General features: G+C 38.6%; 13 protein-coding genes. 8 read left to right on the top strand and 5 right to left on the bottom strand.

Going from position 1 to position 19,714, the window contains the following annotated elements; all coding sequences use genetic code 11:
* Positions 1-15 precede the first annotated feature (15 nt).
* The gene (locus J7E57_RS15570) at positions 16-1,521 is read left to right on the top strand and encodes a SusD/RagB family nutrient-binding outer membrane lipoprotein (protein WP_215165757.1); all 1,506 of its coding nucleotides are present in this window, start codon (positions 16-18) and stop codon (positions 1,519-1,521) included.
* 13 nt (positions 1,522-1,534) lie between these two features.
* The gene (locus tag J7E57_RS15565) at positions 1,535-2,428 is read left to right on the top strand and encodes a DUF1735 domain-containing protein (protein WP_215165756.1); all 894 of its coding nucleotides are present in this window, start codon (positions 1,535-1,537) and stop codon (positions 2,426-2,428) included.
* A 99-nt stretch (positions 2,429-2,527) separates the two neighbouring features.
* Here the strand turns inward: J7E57_RS15565 and J7E57_RS15560 are convergent, their stop codons facing one another.
* The gene (locus J7E57_RS15560) at positions 2,528-5,044 is read right to left on the bottom strand and encodes a M1 family metallopeptidase (protein ID WP_215165754.1); all 2,517 of its coding nucleotides are present in this window, start codon (positions 5,042-5,044) and stop codon (positions 2,528-2,530) included.
* A gap of 107 nt (positions 5,045-5,151) precedes the next feature.
* Entirely contained in the window at positions 5,152-6,030 is an 879-nt protein-coding gene (locus J7E57_RS15555; RefSeq protein WP_215165752.1) for a TraB/GumN family protein, read from the bottom strand.
* A gap of 212 nt (positions 6,031-6,242) precedes the next feature.
* On the opposite strand from J7E57_RS15555, the gene J7E57_RS15550 reads away from it, so the two are divergent.
* Positions 6,243-7,784, top strand: coding sequence for an aldehyde dehydrogenase family protein (locus J7E57_RS15550; RefSeq protein WP_215165751.1), 1,542 nt, complete (start codon positions 6,243-6,245; stop codon positions 7,782-7,784).
* 89 nt (positions 7,785-7,873) lie between these two features.
* On the opposite strand, the gene J7E57_RS15545 is transcribed toward J7E57_RS15550, so the two are convergent.
* Positions 7,874-8,515 carry a GIN domain-containing protein gene (locus J7E57_RS15545; protein ID WP_215165749.1) on the bottom strand — a complete coding sequence of 214 codons (642 nt, stop codon included), beginning with the start codon at positions 8,513-8,515 and terminating at the stop codon, positions 7,874-7,876.
* 292 nt (positions 8,516-8,807) lie between these two features.
* On the opposite strand from J7E57_RS15545, the gene J7E57_RS15540 reads away from it, so the two are divergent.
* The 4 genes from J7E57_RS15540 to J7E57_RS15525 all read left to right on the top strand — a co-directional run bounded on the left by J7E57_RS15540 (position 8,808) and on the right by J7E57_RS15525 (position 13,803).
* Complete coding sequence (locus J7E57_RS15540) at positions 8,808-11,612, top strand: outer membrane beta-barrel family protein (protein ID WP_215165747.1); 2,805 nt, start codon at positions 8,808-8,810, stop codon at positions 11,610-11,612.
* 5 nt (positions 11,613-11,617) lie between these two features.
* Entirely contained in the window at positions 11,618-12,400 is a 783-nt protein-coding gene (locus J7E57_RS15535; RefSeq protein WP_215165739.1) for a GLPGLI family protein, read from the top strand.
* A gap of 97 nt (positions 12,401-12,497) precedes the next feature.
* The gene (locus J7E57_RS15530) at positions 12,498-13,025 is read left to right on the top strand and encodes a Crp/Fnr family transcriptional regulator (RefSeq protein ID WP_317196558.1); all 528 of its coding nucleotides are present in this window, start codon (positions 12,498-12,500) and stop codon (positions 13,023-13,025) included.
* Between the two features lie 343 nt (positions 13,026-13,368).
* Complete coding sequence (locus tag J7E57_RS15525; protein WP_131029441.1) at positions 13,369-13,803, top strand: carboxymuconolactone decarboxylase family protein; 435 nt, start codon at positions 13,369-13,371, stop codon at positions 13,801-13,803.
* Positions 13,804-13,913: 110 nt separating this feature from the next.
* Here J7E57_RS15525 and J7E57_RS15520 read toward each other — a convergent pair whose 3' ends face one another.
* Together J7E57_RS15520 and J7E57_RS15515 are read right to left on the bottom strand one after the other, a co-directional pair.
* Positions 13,914-15,098 (bottom strand): class I SAM-dependent rRNA methyltransferase, encoded by a 1,185-nt coding sequence (locus J7E57_RS15520; RefSeq protein ID WP_215165731.1) that lies wholly within the window; start codon positions 15,096-15,098, stop codon positions 13,914-13,916.
* Positions 15,099-15,193: 95 nt separating this feature from the next.
* The gene (locus J7E57_RS15515; protein ID WP_215165723.1) at positions 15,194-16,204 is read right to left on the bottom strand and encodes a LacI family DNA-binding transcriptional regulator; all 1,011 of its coding nucleotides are present in this window, start codon (positions 16,202-16,204) and stop codon (positions 15,194-15,196) included.
* 264 nt (positions 16,205-16,468) lie between these two features.
* On the opposite strand from J7E57_RS15515, the gene J7E57_RS15510 reads away from it, so the two are divergent.
* Positions 16,469-19,699 (top strand): SusC/RagA family TonB-linked outer membrane protein, encoded by a 3,231-nt coding sequence (locus J7E57_RS15510; protein WP_215165721.1) that lies wholly within the window; start codon positions 16,469-16,471, stop codon positions 19,697-19,699.
* Positions 19,700-19,714 lie beyond the last annotated feature (15 nt).

Below are 19,714 nucleotides of genomic sequence, written 5' to 3'. Positions count from 1 at the left end.
AATTAAAAAAAAGACATGAAAAAGAAATTGATATATATGTTTACAGTGTCGGCAGTACTACTGCTTGGCGCATGTAAAAAAGGATTTTTAGATATTAACGATAACCCGAACAACGCTACAGCAGTTAAACCTGCGCTGGTTTTAACGGGTGCATTAAACAATACTGCTGCCTATACTACAGGTGGTTCTATTTTTTACAGCTTTGCGGCTTTGTGGATGAATTACTGGATGACACCAGGTGGTGTTTCTGGCTGGTACGAAGAACGCTCGTACAACTTTACCACCAACTGGAGCGGTTCTACAACACTTTGGGCTAATCTTTACGACAATGTAAACGATTATACCTATTTAGAAACACAGAGTAAAGCAGCAGGTCAAAACTTTTATATTGCCATTGCAAAAACAATGAAAGCATGGGATTACCAGTACCTGGTAGATTTTTATGGCAACGTACCTTATTCACAGGCGTCAAAATCGGTTGCTTTCCTTAATCCGAAATACGATAAGGCACAGGCCATTTACGAAGATTTGGCTAAACAACTGGATACTGCAGCAAACTTATTTAAAACCGCAACAGTTTCTCCGGCCGATGCCGCAGCCGATATTTATGCTAAAGGAGACTTAAAAAAATGGGGCAAATTTGCCAACACTTTAAAATTAAGAATCTTATTGCGTCAATCTGAAATAGCCGGAAGAGCGCAATATATTAAAGATGAGATTGCAAAAATTAACGCAAATGGATTCGGATATATTGGAACTGGTGAAGGCATTGCCAACAATCCGGGTTATTTAAACACCGCCGGTAAGCAAAACCCATTTTGGGCAGTTTATGGTTATGGTGTTGATGGCACAAAAACCGCTTCTCATGGTTATATGTTGGCCAGCACTTATGGATTAGACTTTCTTCAGGATAATGACGATCCGAGATTAGGTAAATTCTACACTACAGTTAACGATGGCGCAGGCAGTACTTATGTAAGTTTGGTTTGGGGTCAGGAGGTTAATTTTGATCAAACACTTACAACAGTGTCGGGCATAGGTAAAGGGGTATTAAAATCGTACGATCAAGCGCAACCGATTATGACCGATTTTGAGAGTCTATTCTTACAAGCTGAGGCAGCACAAAGAGGATACCTAACCAGCAGCGCAGAAAGCAATTATAAAGCTGCTGTGACGGCTAACTTCGTTTACCTAGGCTTAACTGAGGCTGAAGCGACAACTTATCTTACGGATCAGGATGTTGCAAAATGGGGTGGTACTGACGAAGAAAAAATGGCTTTGATTATCAAACAGAAATGGGCCGCAATGAATGGTACGAATGACATTGAGCCATGGACGGATTACAGACGTTTAGAGCTTCCGAAAGATATGCCAATCTCTATTGCTTCTACAGTAACTACGAAGAAGATTCCGGTAAGAATGTTATATCCACAAAGAGAATATAACACCAACTCTGCCAATGTAATTGCGGAAGGTACAATTAACCAGTTTACTTCCAGAATTTTCTGGGACGTTAAATAAATCAATTAAAACGATGAAAAATAAAAATATATTTAACGGATTTATTGCAGCGCTATGCGTAATGAGTCTATCTTCTTGTTTAAAAAACAAAAATGAGCAACCCGATTTTTCAGCTACAACTCCTGTGGTAGAAATTCCGGTTGGTTCGCCAGTTGGCGATGGTAGTGTGAATTCGTTAACCACATCACTTATCCAACAAGATGCGGCAAGCGATTACTTTTTTTACATTAATTATGCCGCATCAAGCACAAAAGCAACTGATATTAAGGTAACATTGTCAATCGATCCGACGGCACTTGCAGCTTATAATGCAGCGCACACTTCAGATCCGGCATTAACACAAGTGCCTTCAAATGCTTTTACAATGCAAACCACGATTACTATTCCTGCAAACCAACGCAGGGTACAGGTACCGGTTAAATTTGTAAGCACAGCGCTTAATCCGGCAATAGGTTATGGCTTACCAGTAACCATTACCGATGCATCGGGAGAAGTGATTAGCAAAAAATTTGGCTCTGTGGTGGTTAAAGTAGCCGTAAGGAACAGATATGATGGAAAATATAGCTTCAAGGGTTATGTTTTTAGAGAAGGTGATCCTGTATTAAGCGGAAACTTTAAAGGCTTAACCAAGGATTTACCAAGTAACGGTGCAACCGCTGTAGATTTTGGCCAGGTTTGGTCGAATGGTGGTGGTGTTGGCGGTATTGATGGTTTAACGATCAATGTTAACCCTACAACCAACAAGGTAACCATGAAAAGTACAGCTAATGCAACATTGATTAACGATCCGGCTTACGATAGCCGTTACGATCCAGCTACTAAAACTTTTTACATCTCATTCAAATGGGGGGTAAGTCCAAGTAGCCGATCAGCTACCGATACCCTTACCTACGTATCAATCAGATAATAGAATACTTAATTAACGCAAGAGGCCCGTTTGATTGGTTCAAACGGGCCTCTTGCGTTAATTTCTATTTAACCGCTAAAGGACCTAACGGTTTAACCATTATTCTTTTTCTAAATCTGCTGCTCCTTTTTTAAACAGCTCAGCTTGTTTACTTAAGTTGGCGTTTGCTTGTGCATTGCCACCTGAAGCTGCTGCCTGTTGCGTTTTAGCCTGGGCAGCTGCAGTATAAGCACCCACAAGTTGCTTATTTAAATAGGCTTGTAATTTTAATCTTTCAATGGCGACAGCAATGTTCATAATACCTTTCTCGGTAACTGCAGGATTATTGTTTGCTCTCAGGTACTGAAAATACTGGCCAACTACTGCAAAAACACTATTCCTGTCACCTGTAAGCATAATGTTATCATAAAATGCCTGATACTCATCCTTTGGTTCGTTGATATATAACGTTGCGATAGAAGGCGCTATATGTGCTTTCGTATCTTCATCTAACGATGCTAAAGCTGCGATGCTTTCTTGTGGAGCCAGTTTGGCTAAACCATCAACACCGGCAGCAATTACCTTGTACGATCTATCTTTTAAACTTGCTAACACTAAAGTTTTGTAAGCTTGATCGCCAGTTTCAGCTAATTTCACAATTGCAGCTGATCTTGCTTCGGTATTTTTATCTGTTTTGGCAATCTGAAGTAAAACCGGTAAAGCTGCTGTTTTAATCTGAGCATCATCCAGGTTAATCCCATCAATACTTAAAGCGCGTAAATCTGCAGATTTATCTTTTAAACCTTCTAACAATACCAGCTGGCCGCTTTTGGCTTTGCTTTGCATAATAAATTGCAGGGCTTCAATTCTATTGGCATAACTGGGCGCATTTTTGTATTGAAAATAATAGTTTTCGGCGGTTTTATTGTCATTGGTTTCGCCGACTAAAATTTTATCCGCATCAAAATCGATTAAATCGGGTTTAGCGCTCACTTCGAAGCTAAAGTTCTGCTCACGGCTATTGATCAGGATTTCTTTTCTGATTTTTTTGCCTCCTGCATAAATATCAATTTTAATGGGCAGTGTAAAGATCTGCACGCTCGAATCCTGTGTTTGTTTAACCTTAATTGTTGCCTTACCATTTTCGTAACCATAATCGATACTTAAAACCGGATGGCCACCATTGTAATACCACTGATTAAAATAAGGGCTCCAGTCTTTTCCGGTAACCTCTTCCATAGCCAAACGCAATTGATGTGTTTCGCCATTTTTAAAGGCATTGGTGGTGAGGTAACGGTTAAGTGATTTGTAGAAAGCGGCATCGCCCATTTGATTTTTTAGGGCATATAAAATAATCGATCCTTTAGCATAGCTGATGTTATCGAACATATCTTCCTTGTCGCCATAATAAAAGCGGGCTAAAACAGGGCTTTCTCCTTTTTTGGTCGATCCTAAATAAGATTGTAATTTGTCATAACGTGATTTATCTTCCGCATCTTTGCCAGCATCATGTCCGTGCCAGATCACTTCGCCAAAGGTGGCAAAAGATTCGTTCATGGTTAAGTTAGACCACGACTCTGCGGTCACATAATCACCAAACCATTGGTGAAAAAGCTCGTGCGCAATGGTTCCTTCTTCATTTTCATCCAATAACTCGCGATCTGTTTTCTGTACCTGCTCGCCATGTAAAGTAGCCGTAGTATTTTCCATTGCGCCCGAAACGTAATCTCTGGCTACCACCTGCGCATATTTATTCCATGGATAATCTACCCCTAACAAATTGCTGTAAAACTGGATCATATCAGGTGTTTTGCCAAAAATCTGCTTGGCATAGGGCGCAAATTTCGGTTCGAGGTAATAGCTTACTTCCTTACCTTTATAGGTATCTTTTGTGATTTTGAATTCGCCAACCGCCATCATAAATAAATATGGCGAATGTGGCAGATCCATTTTCCAGGTATCGGTCCTTGTTCCATCTGCATTGGCTTTCTGGCTCACTAATTTTCCGTTAGAAAGCGTTGTGTATTTCGATTTTACCGTTATTGAAATCTCTTCAGTGGTTTTCTGATCAGGTTTATCGATAGTTGGAAACCAAGCCGAAGATGATTCAGTTTCACCTTGTGTCCAGATCTGTGTTGGTTTGTTTTTATCGGTACCATCCGGGTTGATAAAATATAAACCTTTAGCATCGGTTATGGCAGCACTCCCCTTTACTTTCAATTCATCGGGTTTAGCGGTGTAAGCAATATACACTGTATACTTTTCGGTATTGGTGTACTTCTTATTTAGGGTGATATAAAGCTTATTATCTTTATAAACATATTTAAGCGGGGTATTTCCTTTTGCACCAACCAATGCAATGGTTTTAATATCCATTCCCTGCGCATCGAGGGTTAAAGAGTCGGTAGCATAAAAATGAGGTTTTAAAGTAACCCACTCTTTACCGTATAGGTTTCGCTTTGCATAATCAAAAGACACATCGAGTTTGGTATGAACCAGATCGTTAACTTTAGTTGCAGTTACACGGTAAACATTTAAGTTGTTCGATTTTTCTACGGGCTGATCCTGTGCAAAAAGTGGATTAGCAGTAAAAGCAGAAGCCAGCATCACACCACAGGCAATAATTTTTTTATTCATTTTTATGTTTTTACAAATTAATTTTACTTTGAACAAGCTATTTGTGCTAAAGTAAAAACGCAAATGTAGCTCCCTTTCTTTTGTTTTTTACAAACGCATTGAAATATTTAATTAGTTGCTACTGGCTTTAAAATGTAACCTTTAAGCTGCAACCCTTTTATCAAGCCTTCAGTACCCACTAAATGACCCGCTCCAACCGCAATAAATAACGATTGCTTCTGCATTAGGGCTGGCAGCTGATCTAACCATCTTTTGTTCCGGTTTTTTAAGAGCTCGGTCATAAATTCTTTGTTTTCCTCGTCTTGATTTTTAAAGAGTTCAGTTAATTTTCCTATATCCTGAGTGATGTAATAAGTTTTCAGCTCCTCCATTTTTTGTTTGCTTTTATCCACTTCTCGGATCGATTTTAGCAATGCTTTCTTTTGTTTCTGCAGATCACTGTCAAATAAAAGTGCCCCCTGATATTCAGCTGTTTCCAAACCATATAATGATTTTCCATTTTTTTTTGCATACTTCTGAAAGCTTTCATCCATACCTTTGCCTATATCTTTTAACATATCTGGGCTTTCAAAAAGCATCATCATTATTGATACCATTGCGGGCTTGAAATTGTTCAATTGCTTTAATTCAAAACCTGGTTGTTTGCTTTTGAAATAATCTTCTACTTCCTTGTATTCTGACTTTGTTAATAAACTATCAAGCGTATTATTTTTCATCACTAAAAATGGGGCCATTTTAGTTTGCATAGTACTATCCATTACAATTTCGCCCACTACTGCGTCGGTAGATTTAAACTTTTCCTGCAGGACCTTCATCGTATCTGCAAATTTAGCCCCTATTAAATGATGGGTACCGAATAGATAGGAAGGCTTTTTTAATCCATTACCAGAAATTTCCCACAAGAGCGAGTTAGTCGCCTTTTTTGTTTGTGCCGAAAGGGTAATACTGAACCCTAAAAAAGCAACGAGCAATAATTTTATTTTCATCTTTCCATTTTATAACAACTGAAGCCTAATTGATATCATTATTCTTTTGGAAAACTACGCTATTTATATTGCAAAGCAAAAAGCACAAATTATAGCCTTATTTACATCTGGTTATGCTTAAAGGAAGATATTGATTATGGAAATAATTTAAAGCGCAGAATGTGACCTCCTTTCTGTTAATTTTTTGTTTTTTTGTGTAAATCGTTAGATATATGACTACAGATATTCAATCCATTTTAAACAACCTGGGCATTAATGCAAGCAATGCCGCTTATAGTACGGGCGGCAATTGGGGTGGTGAACTTAATGTAAATACATTAGAAAGTTTTTCTCCTGTTGACGGCAAACTGATTGCTTCGGCCAAGATTGCAAGTGCTGCTGATTATGATGCTGTTGTACATAAAGCACAGGAAGCATTTACAGCATGGCGTACTGTTCCGGCTCCAAAAAGAGGAGAAATTGTGCGCCAGTTTGGTGATGCCTTACGCGAAAACAAAGATGCGTTAGGCACCCTGGTTTCTTACGAGATGGGGAAAAGTTTGCAGGAGGGTTTTGGTGAAGTGCAGGAAATGATCGATATCTGCGATTTTGCAGTAGGTTTATCCAGGCAGCTTTACGGTTTAACCATGCACAGCGAACGCCCAAGCCACCGCATGTACGAACAATGGCATCCGTTAGGGATTGTAGGTATTATTTCTGCATTTAATTTTCCTGTAGCGGTTTGGAGCTGGAATACCGCTTTGGCATTAGTTTGTGGTAATGTTTGCATCTGGAAACCTTCAGAAAAAACACCGCTAACCGCAATCGCCTGTCAACATATTATTGCAAAGGTTTTTAAAGATAACGATATAGCCGAAGGGGTTTGCAACCTGGTTTTAGGCGATAGGGAAGTTGGCGAACTCATGACAAATGATGGCCGCATTCCTTTAATTTCTGCCACCGGATCGACGCGTATGGGTAAGGCAGTTGGCGCGGCAGTAGGCGCAAGGTTAGGAAAAAGCTTGCTTGAACTTGGTGGTAATAATGCCATTATCATTTCAGAACATGCTGATTTAGATATGAGCTTAATCGGTGCGGTATTCGGTGCTGTTGGTACCGCAGGCCAACGTTGTACCTCTACCAGGAGACTAATTATCCACGAAAGTGTATATGATGCTTTTACCGCTAAACTGGTTAAAGCTTACGGACAGTTGCGTATTGGAGATCCCTTAGATCAAAATAACCACGTGGGACCACTGATTGATACCGATGCGGTTGCAGCATACTTAGATTCGATTACAAAATGTAAGGAAGAGGGTGGCAATTTTGTGGTAGAGGGCGGCGTTTTATCGGGCAATGCCTATACAAGCGGGTGTTACGTAAAACCATGTATTGCCGAAGTTCAGAATGATTTTAAGATTGTTCAGCACGAAACATTTGCGCCGATTTTATATCTGATTAAATACAAAACATTAGATGAGGCCATTGCTTTGCAAAATGCCGTTCCACAAGGATTATCATCGGCCATTATGACTTTGAATTTAAGAGAGGCAGAGCAATTCTTATCGGCTAAAGGCTCTGACTGTGGCATAGCCAATGTAAATATTGGTACTTCGGGCGCAGAAATCGGCGGTGCTTTTGGCGGTGAAAAAGAAACAGGCGGTGGCAGGGAAAGCGGATCAGACGCCTGGAGAGCTTACATGCGCAGACAAACCAATACCATCAATTATTCGAACACGCTGCCTTTAGCACAAGGGATAAAATTTGATTTGTAAAATCGTCCTCGTTTGTAACCATAGCCGTTAACTAAAAAAAGGCACTAGATTTTAAATTTAGTGCCTTTATGGTAAAATATATGATAGGGTTAGAATAGTTTTTCTAATAAATCTACCTGAAGATCATCGTAGCGCGATTTATTGTTGCCTGCTATAGCAGATTTGGCAACCCATTTAATATTACTGTCCTGAGCAGTAAATTTGCTGGTTTCGATTTTAGAAGCTATGCCGCTTACAGATAAGTGTGTTTCTGTTGAACCTTCAAGCTTTAACGATGCTGAATCTTTTACGTCTGTAGTTAGGTTAACAGCATTAACATTAATATAGGCCGAAGCATTATCACCCAAAACAACATTTAAGTTTAACAGGTTAAAGTTTCCTGTAGTACTTACCGTTGCTGTGTTCGATGCTTCAATAGCGGTTAAATTATTTAAGTGGGCAATTACAATTAATGTCTTTTTATCAAAAGAGCTGATTCTAAGTTCATCTCCCTGCTGTTGTACCAAGGCATTTTTGGTATAATATTGATCATAAACTTCAACGCTTTCTTTGGCATCCTGAACAAGGATCAATTTAACGTTTCCGGTAACTACAATTTTACCGATATTTTTAACCTGAGTTATAGTGGTATAATTTGCGTTGTTTTCTGTAGCGTTTGCTACTACTGTTGCGCTACTTAAAGTAACCATTACTAATGCAATTGCGAATAAATTTTTAATAGAAGTTCTCATGACTTTAATATTTTTATGTTGTGATAACTTTGTTTTAAACACCTAACTATCAGTAGGTTTTGCAGGTAAGACTGCGGATTATCAAAAACGTTTCAGCGAGTTACCAGCTATTATACCATGAGCTTGTATTTATAGACGAACGACTAATTAATCTATATGAAAAACGATTTGTTGTAAAACCTGAAAGATTAAAATGAATTGAGTATTAGGCAATAATGTTAAAAAAGGTTAAACCATTATGCACAACTAACATATTAGTTTTATATTCGGCAAACAAAACCAAATCTTATCTATGAAACGCCTATTACTCTCGTTGTGCCTGTTCGTTTTTATCTCCACTTATTCGAAAGCACAAAGCCTCCATGCCATTAAAGGCCGAACGATTGATACTGCATCGACAATGCTTTTATCTGGAACCTCTATCGCAGTTTTAAATGCAAAAGATTCTACATTGGTGAAATTTACCCGGGCAGCAGAAAATGGCTCATTCGAGCTTAGCGGAATTAAAAACGGGAAGTTTATCTTATTGGTTTCTTACCCTAAGTATGCAGATTTTGTAGATCATTTTACGCTCGATTCTACCACTCAGGTTAAAGATTATGGAAAAATTAATCTTACAGGTATGGCCAAAATTCTTGCCGATGTAATTATTAAAGGAAACAGAACAGCCATAAAAATTAAAGGCGATACTACAGAGTTTGATCCCAAAGCATATAATATCGAACCGAACTCAAAAGTGGAAGATCTGATTAAACAGTTTCCTGGCTTTCAGGTAGATAAGGATGGGAAAATTACAGCTCAGGGCAAAACCGTACCGAAGGTATTGGTAGATGGTGAAGAATTTTTTGGCGACGACCCAACGCTGGTAACTAAAAACCTGAGGGCAGATATGGTAGAATCTGTTCAGCTTTACGATAAAGCCAGCGATCAGGCTAGTTTTACAGGCATTGATGATGGCGAAAAAACCAAAACACTTAACATTAAACTTAAAGAAGATAAAAAGAACGGCTACTTTGGCAAAGTGCAGGGTGGTTATGGAACAAAAGATTTTTATCAGGGTCAGGGAATGTTTAATAAATTCTGGGGCAAAAAGAAATTTTCGGCCTACGGCATTTTGGGCAATAATGGAACAGTGGGCTTAGGCTGGGATGACCGGGATAAATATGGGGGCTCTGGCGGCCTGACGATGAGTGATGACGGTGGAATGTATTTTAGTAGTGGAGGCGATGACTTTGATAGCTATGATGGGCAATATAATGGTCAGGGGTTACCTCTAGCCAGAACCGGGGGCTTGCATTTCGATAACAAATGGAACAAAGACAAGGAATCGTTAAACACAAATTATAAAATTGGATCAATCAGGGTTCAGGGTGATAAAAACTCAATAAATCAGAACAATTTAGAATCGGGAGTACAGAATAATACCTCAAATGAATCATTCGACAATGACATGTTCAGACAAAAACTGGATGCCATGTATGAGCTAAAAATCGATACTACCTTAACCATGAAAGTTAACGTTGATGGTGCATTGAAAAAAAGTAATACCTCAAACCATTTTGTAACTTCAACTTTCGGTGAGAACGATAAATTCCTAAATTCATCTGACAGAACGCTAAGCAATGAGGTAGATGATCAAAGTTTTAACATGAACGTTTTATTCACCAAAAAATTAAAGAAAAAAGGGCGTACATTATCATTAAACTTAAATCAATCGATCAACAAAAGTAATAGTGAAGGATACTTAAACTCGCTTAACAAACGGGCAAATGAGACCGGAACAGGAATAATAGATAGTCTTACCAATCAATTAAAGACCAACGATATAACAAATAGTGCCTTTAAGTTAAATGCAGCTTACACTGAACCCCTTTCAAAAACCTTGACGGTAATTATTAACTATGGCCTAAGTTTAATGAACGGGAAATCAGATCGACTATCCTTTAATCAATCTGGAACTGGCAGATATGATATTTTAGATACGCTCTACAGTAACAACTTTGAACTGAACCAGACCATCAATCAGGCAGGTGCAATTTTCAATTATAAAAAAGGTAAAACGGTTATCAATTTTGGATCGAAATTTAGTGGGGTAAATTTCAAACAGGATGATATTTACCATAACAAAACCTATGTAAGAAACTTTATTAATTATATGCCCCAGGCAACTTATCAATATCGTTTTTCTCAACAAAAATCATTACGGATTAGCTATAATGGTAATACCAACCAGCCCACACTTGATCAACTTCAGCCAGTTAGGATAAATAACGATCCATTTAATGTTGTGGAAGGAAATCAAGATTTAAGACCATCATTCAGAAGTAACATCAATGCAAGTTATAACGCTTACAAAGTTTTAACCAACCAATCGGTTTGGTTAAGCGGCTCTTACAGCTTTACTGCAAATCCAATTATTAGCGATGTAACCACCAATGGTGTTGGTAAAAGCACCTATCGATACATCAATTACAATGATAAAATGCAAACAAATTTCTATTTATATGGACAGATAAGCAGGAAAATAAACACGCTTGGCGAAATAAATATAGGTTTAAATGCAAATGCAAATGGGAGTTCTTCTTATAACTTTATTACCACCGATTTAGGCAGAACCTTAAATAACACTAAAAACTATACCTACAGTGGGGGCATCAATATTTCGAAATACAAAGATAAAAGTTATAGTTTTTATACCCGCTTTGGCCCATCGTATAATATGGCAAGAGCAAGTATTGGTAGGAATAGTGATGGATGGGGATGGTCTGGTTATGCGTCGGGCAATGTGCAATTACCAGGGAAGTTTGAAATATCTACAGATGCAGAATACCAGTACAACGGAAAAACACAAGTGCTTACCGAAAGTTTTGAGCGTCTTATCTGGAATGCATCAGTAAGCAAAAAATTCTTTAAAACAGAAAATTTAAGATTCTCAGCAACTGTAAATGATATTCTTAACCAGAATATCGGCTTTAATCGTTCGGCCAACAATACAACCATTAGCCAAAGCAGTTATACTACCATTAGAAGATATTTAATGTTCTCCGTATCGTGGGATTTTAATAAAATGGGCGGCGGTATCAAAACACAAAAATAACAACCATGAAAACTACACTAAAATATATCATCTTATTTGCTGTTATTTTCATCAGCAAGAGCTTATCCGCTCAAAATATACACTTCGTACAAAATGGCGTAATCGAGTTTGAAAAAAGATCGAATATGTATGCCTTGATCAAAAAGAAGATTGATAAGGACAATGAAAGTTATATGAATCAGGCTTTTGATCAATACAAAAAAAATAATCCTCAGTTTAAGGTCGCTAAAAGTACCCTAAGCTTTAATAAGGATAAAAGCTTATTTAAATGGCCAACGGTAGAAGAAACAGTGAATAACAATTGGTTATCAACAGATGTACTGGCCGATTTAAAAAACACAATTGCTACAAATTTTGATTCGCAAACCAGCACTACACAAAAAAATGTTTACGAGGATACTTATCTGGTTAAGGATAGCGTGCGCAAAATTAACTGGAAAATTACCGACGAAACAAGAGAAATTGCGGGTTACGAATGCCGCAGGGCCAATGCCATCATTATGGATTCGGTTTACGTGGTGGCGTATTACGCTAACCAAATTGCTGTTCCTGGCGGCCCTGAGTCTTTTACCGGATTGCCTGGTATGATTTTAGGTTTAGCTTTGCCGCATGAAAATGTAACCTGGTTTGCTACTAAAGTAACAGAAGTTGCTGTGCCAGAGAAAGAATTAGCAGCGCCTACAAAAGGAAAACCTACTGATAACAAAGGCTTAAAAGCCATATTACTTGGTGCGATGAAAAATTGGGGCGAATATGCGCATCCCATATTTAAGGCTTTTTCGCTTTAGCGCCCCATATTCTATTCTTATAATTATACCTATTTTAGCTCATCAATATATAGCAATGGGTAGCGCACTTTATAAGCATATTAATAAATTTATAGATTTGAGTAACGATGAACAGGAAATTCTTGCGCCGTTTCTCAAATCTTTTTCAGTTAAAAAGAAGGCTTTTTTATTAGAAGAAGGACAAACCTGCAGGGCGAATTATTTTGTGGTAAAAGGCTGCCTGAGGCTTTATTTCATTGACATAAAGGGTGCTGAACAGACCACTCAATTTGCCATAGAAAACTGGTGGATTACCGACCTAACCAGCTTTCTTTTTCAGGAACAGTCTGAATTTTATATCCAGGCAGCAGAGTCCACCGAGGTGATTGCTATTGAACACCATCATTATGAAGAAATGTTCCATAAATTACCCAAGCTGGAGCGATATTTTAGATTGATTCTGCAAAAAAACCACCAGGCCTCACAAAGAAGGATTAAATTCCTATATAGCCAAACCGCTGAAGAAAGATACCGCCATTTTAATAGTTTATTTCCCGAATTTGTACAGCGTGTGCCACAATATATGCTGGCTTCTTATCTTGGCTTTACCCCAGAATTTTTAAGCAAAATCAGGGCTAAAAAGTAATCGTTTGTTAACCGCAAAGTTCACAGAGAAAGAAACGCGAAGCACGCAGAGTTGAGCTTATTGATTTTCGTCATTTCGACTGGAGCGAAGCGGAATGGAAAAATCTGTAAGTTCTGTTATTAACTAAATTACCCATAGATTTCTCCACTGCGGTCGAAATGACGAATCGAACAAATTTATCAAGTAATATTAAATGGCGAACTAAAAGGGCTTTTAACCTTGCTTAGCGCAATTGCGAAAGCCTTTGTGCCCTTTGCGGTTAGAAAATTCATTTCTTAAACTACATTAAGTTTTTTGCTCGATAAGTTGCAGACCTTTACATCGTAATCAAAAAACAAATAAAATGGAAAGTAGAATTGATATCCCAAAAGTAGAACCCGCAGCTTACCAAGCGATGTACGGTTTAGAGAAATATTTATCAACCAGCAAACTAGATCCAATTCTTTTAGAACTGATTAAAATGCGTGCATCGCAAATTAACGGCTGTGCATTTTGCTTAAATATGCACTCAACCGATGCCCGCAAAATAGGAGAAACCGAACAACGTTTGTATTTATTAAATGCCTGGAGAGAAACAACCTTATTTACGGCACAAGAAGAAGCTGTTTTAGCTTTAACAGAAGAAGTAACCTTAATTAGCCACCATGTTTCTGATGCAACTTATCAGAAAGCTGCAAGCTTTTTTAATGAGCAGGAATTAGCACAGATTATTATGGCTATAGTTACCATTAATGCCTGGAACAGACTGGCTATTACCGCTAAAGTGATGGTTGGCTAACTAGATTCCTCTTTCAGCCTAGCACAAGGATACAATAACACTTGGTTAATTTCAAAATACCCTGGTGCTTTGTGTCTTTGTGCTTTAATGTAGATCGGTAAGGGATAAATTTATAGCACCCTTAACAACAATCCCTTTAAGTATTCTCCTTCCGGAAAAGAAATCCGGACCGGATGATCTTCTGGCTGGCAGAATTGTTTAATAATCTGAACTTCTTTGCCTGCATCAAGTGCCGCCCAGGCGATAATCTGTTTAAAGGTTTCGATATCAACCGCCCCGGAACAAGAGAAAGTAGCCAATAAGCCCCCTTTTTCAAGCAACAACATGCCCAAACGGTTTAAATCTTTATAGGCTCTTGCCGCGCGGTCTAATGCTGAACGCGATGGTGCATATTTAGGTGGATCGAGCACAATCACATCAAACAGTTCTCCTGATTCTTTGAAAGCCCGGAGTTGTTTATTTACATCTGATTGTATGGCTGTTACTTTATCTGTATCGAATTGGTTTAAGGCTACGTTTTGTTTTAATGTTTCTACAGCCAAAGCCGAACTATCAACACTGGTAATGCTTGCAGCACCATTAGCTAAACTATTTAAGCTAAAACCACCACTATAGCTAAAACAGTCCAAAACCTTTTTGCCTTTTGTATAACTGGCTAAAATGTGCCTATTATCGCGCTGATCACAATAAAATCCTGATTTTTGTCCTTCTGCGATATTGATGTGGTAAATAATTCCATTTTCTTTTACCTCCAAAAATTCTGGCGGGTTTTCACCCCAGAGCAGTCCGTTTTCGATAGGTAAACCTTCATGGGTACGGGCAGTGGCGTCACTTTTATCAAAGATCCCTTTTGGATTTAATTCGGTTTTTAAAATTTCTACGATTTCTGCTTTCACTTTTTCGATTCCAGAACTTAAAATCTGAAGAGAAAGAAAATCAGCATATTGATCAACAATTAAACCTGGAAGGAAATCGGCTTCGCTAAAAACCAGTCGGCAGGTATTGGTCTGTTCGTCTAAAATAAACTGACGTGAAGCGATAGCCTGTTTTAAGCGGTTCTGGTACCAGCTGTTATCAATGGTTTGAGTTTCATCCCATTCCAACAAACGTACAGCAACACGAGAATTGCTGTTGAAATAACCGTAGGCAAGAAATTCATTATCGAAAGCAAAAACTTTTACCACATCGCCATCTTCGGGTTTTCCCTTAACTTTTTCCAGTGCACCAGAAAATACCCATGGATGTCTTTGTAATGCCGCTTTTTCTTTGCCCTTTTTTAATATGATTTCTACCATGGCGCAAAGGTAATAATTAGTTTGGAGTTGAGAGATGGGAGTTTGGAGCGTTCGGCGCCTAGCACTAAGCGTTTAATCGGCAATCGCCCTGTGCCTTACCGCTTCTTTACCAGTTCGGTATCTAAAACCTTGGTCTCGAATTCTGTTACGGGCCTTTTGGCTTCGATCATGGAGATTAACAATTCGGTGGCGACCTGGCCCATTTCGAAAGCAGGCTGTTTAACTGAGGTTAATGAAGGTGAAAATAACTCAACCAGATTAGAGTTGGTGAAGCCAGCAATTGCAATTGTATGTGCTACTTCAGGATTAGTTTTTTTCAGTGCCATGATACAGCCTGTAGTTAACCGGTCACTCGAAATAAAAATCCCATCTGGATGCAAGGGCAGAAGTTCTTTAACTGCTTGCTCCAGTTCTGCGCTGTGCATACCGCCATGCTGGCAATATTTAACCAGTTCTGGCCTAAATTCGATATGATATTTAATCAAAGCTGCTTTATAACCTTCTAACCTTTCTTTCGTTATCGAAAGGTTTTCGGAATTTGTTAAATGGGCAATAGTTCTTTTTCCTGATAAAATAAGATGTTCTGTGGCATCAAAAGCGCCTTTAAAATTGTTGGCGATTACCTTATGGGTTTCAAAATCATTAGGTACGCGGTCAAAAAAAACAATTGGTAAACCTTTGGCATACAAACTTCTGAGATACCCGATGTCTTGTGTTTCTGAAGAAAGCGCAATCAATAAACCATCTATGGAACGCGAGGCCAGATGCTCTACGTTCAATTTTTCCTGTTTGTAAGATTCGTGACTTTGAGAAATAATAACATGATAATCTTTATCGTAGGCGATTGATTCAATGCCATTAATAACCTGTGAAAAAAAATTGTTGGCAATTTCACTTACAATAATGCCGATAGAATAGCTACGGCGCTCCTTTAAACTTCTGGCGATCGGATTGGCACGGTAATTTACCTTTTCGGCATAGGCTAAAACAAGCTTTTTTGTTTCCTCACTAATTTCGTAACGATCTCTTAAAGCCCGGGAAACCGTAGAGGTAGACAGTCCTAATGCTTTAGCAATATCTTTTATGGTAGATGTTTCAAATCTCATGTTTCGTATTGCGTACAAGTTACAAAAAATATCTCTTTAAGGGGTTTTGATCTCAATATTAATAAACGTTGTTTTAACGTTTTTGGGAACGTTTGCACAGTTTTTTAGTTAAAATTGGTTTCAATCGGTTTTTAGTTTGTAAAATTGTTACATCAACGTAACCAAATATAAACAAACAATAACATCCCGAAATAGAATTATATTCTACATGCAAGCGATTGCAGCATCTTAAAAAACCAAATCATTTCAAATAAACAATAATTTATGAGCAGAGTTCTACTCTTTTTAGCATTTTTCTCTTTTTTTGGATTATCTGTCGCACAGGCCCAAAACAGACAGCTAACCGGAACAGTAAAGGATAAATCAGACGGGCAGCCACTGATTGGCGTGAGTGTATCGATAAAGGATTCGAAGATTGGAGCGAGTACTGATGCAAATGGGGTTTATAAAATTACCGTTCCGGCCAAAGGCGCTAGCCTAATTTTCACCTATGTAGGCTATAAAACAAAAAATGTTGCTGTAGGTGAGCAAAATAAAATAGATGTAACACTTGAAGAAGATGCCAACACTTTACAGGAGGTTACCGTAAACATCGGTTACGGATCTGTACGTAAAGAAGCCTTAACAGGTTCAGTGTCTTCCATTACAGGCAAAGATATTGATCAATTCCCTGTAAGCACCGCAGCACAGGCTTTGGCAGGTAAATTGGCAGGGGTATCGGTTACCACAACCGAAGGAAGCCCAGGCGCTGAAGTGGTCATTAAAGTAAGGGGCGGTAGCTCGCTTACGGGGGATAATTCTCCCCTTTATATTGTAGATGGGATTCAGGTAGAAAATGCATTGTCTATTTTATCGCCCAACGAGATTCAATCTATTGATGTTTTAAAAGATGTGGCATCTACTTCGATTTATGGTAGTAGAGGTGCTAATGGAGTGGTTATTATTACCACGAAAAGCGGAAAAAAAGGAAGACCTATTGTTTCATTTGATGCTTATGCAGGCGCCAGACAAATTGTAAACAAGCTGGATGTAATGAACCCTTATGAGTTTATTAAATACCAGTATGAGCTTTATAACAACAATACCAATCAGGACGTTAAAGACACTTTTACAAAGAAATATGGCACGTTTGAAGATTTAGACATCTATAAAAATATTCCGAACATCGATTGGCAGGATAAAGTATTCGGCCGCCAGGCCTGGAGCAATACCCAGGTTGTAAATTTATCGGGCGGGACAACTAAAACCACTTACAATGTTTCGGTAAACAATACACAAGAAGATGGAATCATGCTTAACTCTGGTTATAGAAGAACTTTTGCTTCCATGCGTTTAGACCACAAATTTTCTGACAAATTCAGAGTAGGCTTAAATGCCCGTTATAGCCGTCAGCGTGTTGATGGAGTGGGAACGACCTCTACAGGTTCGCAAGGAACAAATCGGTTAAGGAATTCGGTTCGTTACCAGCCCTATTCAGGTGGCGGAGATTCTGGCGATTTATTCGATGCTGATTATTTAACTACCGGATTAACCAATCCAATTACTTTGGCCAACCAGGAATTGAAATATGATTATCGCAACGATTTAATTTCGAGCGGCTATGTACAATATTCGATTCTTAAAAACTTAACGATAAAGAGTACCATTGGTTACAACCGAACCAACAGGCACGTTAATACTTTTAATGGCCCGGTAAGTAACGTAGCCAGGAACAATGCGGGTTTACCTGCCATCCAACTGGACACGGTAGCCCAAAAATCTTTTATCAATACCAACACCATTAACTATAAACCAAATCTGGGTAAAGACCATAGTTTAGATTTATTGGTAGGCCAGGAAATCAACATGGTCGATATAGATTCGAGAACAACTGTACTTAAATTTTTACCCATAAACATCTCTCCCGATGATGCTTTTGTGAGCAGCCCTCCGGCAAATACCATTCAGGACAGGCCAACTTCACTAATTTCTGGCACCAGGCAGTTTTCGGTATTTAGCAGGGCCTCTTACGGTTTTAAAAATAAATACCTGGCCACTGTAAACTTCAGAACAGATGCTTCTTCATTATTTGCGGCAGGGAAACAATGGGGTTATTTCCCATCGGCACAGGTAGCCTGGAGGGTAACGGAAGAGAAATTTGTAAAAGATATGAACCTCGATTGGTTAGATAACTTTAAAGTTAGGTTTAGTTATGGTGCAGCAGGGAACAACCGCATCGGTCAGGATTTATTTAGAACATTATTTTACCTAAGTTCTACCACCGGTGGTTATGCAGATACCGATGGCTCAGTATCAACTGGTTTAATTTCAGGTACAGCTACAGGAAATATTTTATCTAACCCGAACATTACCTGGGAAACCAATATTTCTAAAAACCTGGGTATTGATATCGATTTATTTAAAAACAAGTTATCGCTTAATTTAGATTATTACGACAACAGAACAAAAAACCTACTTTTAAATGCAAATGTGCCACAAACTACGGGGTATGCTACACAACAGCAAAATGTGGGTAAAACCCAAAATACAGGTTTCGAACTGCAATTGAATTATCAGGCCGTTAAAACCAAAAACTTTAGCTACAATACCAGTTTCAACATTTCATTCAACAAGAACAAAATTGTCGAACTGCAAAATGGCGTAAATTCATACATCACACAATCAGGCTGGGTAAACAGCTTGGGCGATTTTAAAGTCGAAGTAGGCCAGCCGGTTGGTCAGTTTTACGGTTTCGTTTCGGACGGGCGATATACTGTTGATGATTTCACCTATGTCCAAAACACAACTACTGGTGCCTATACCTATACACTTAAGCCAACTGTTGCAAATAGCAGGGTATTATTGGGTAACCGTGATCCTCAGCCAGGCGACATGAAGGTTCAAAAACTATCATCTTCATCAAGTATGATGATCGGGGATGACGACAGAACGGTTTTAGGTACAGCGCAGCCGAAATTCACGGGTGGTTTCAACAATCAGTTTGCCTATAAAAATTTCGATCTAACTGTATTTGTAAACTTTAGCTACGGAAGCAAGGTGTACAACGCCAACAAAATAGAGTTTACCTCGCAATACAACGTAAAAGACAACAATTTACTTGCGGTGATGAACGATCGCTGGCAGAACTTTGATGCCAATGGTGTAAAGGTAACAGATCCGGCATTATTGACTTCCATGAACGCCAATACTTCATTATGGACACCAACAGGAGGGAACTATGCTTTAACTTCTTACGCTATTGAAAATGGCTCGTTTTTAAGAATCAGCAATCTGACACTGGGTTATACCTTACCACAGGGTTTGATTAGAAAAACAGGTTTCATTTCAAAATTAAGGGTATACGGAACAGTTAATAATTTATATACGATAACGGGCTATACAGGTTATGATCCTGAAGCAAACACCCGCCGATCGAATCCACTTACACCTGGTATAGATTACGCTGCTTATCCGCGCAGCAGATATATCCTCGCTGGTATAAACATGGTATTTTAACCTCAACATTAAAGA

Source organism: Pedobacter sp. ISL-64, assembly GCF_018613605.1.
Taxonomy (GTDB): Bacteria; Bacteroidota; Bacteroidia; order Sphingobacteriales; family Sphingobacteriaceae; genus Pedobacter.
Note: the sequence above shows the minus strand (reverse complement) of the source record. Positions and strands in the feature narration are given on the sequence as shown.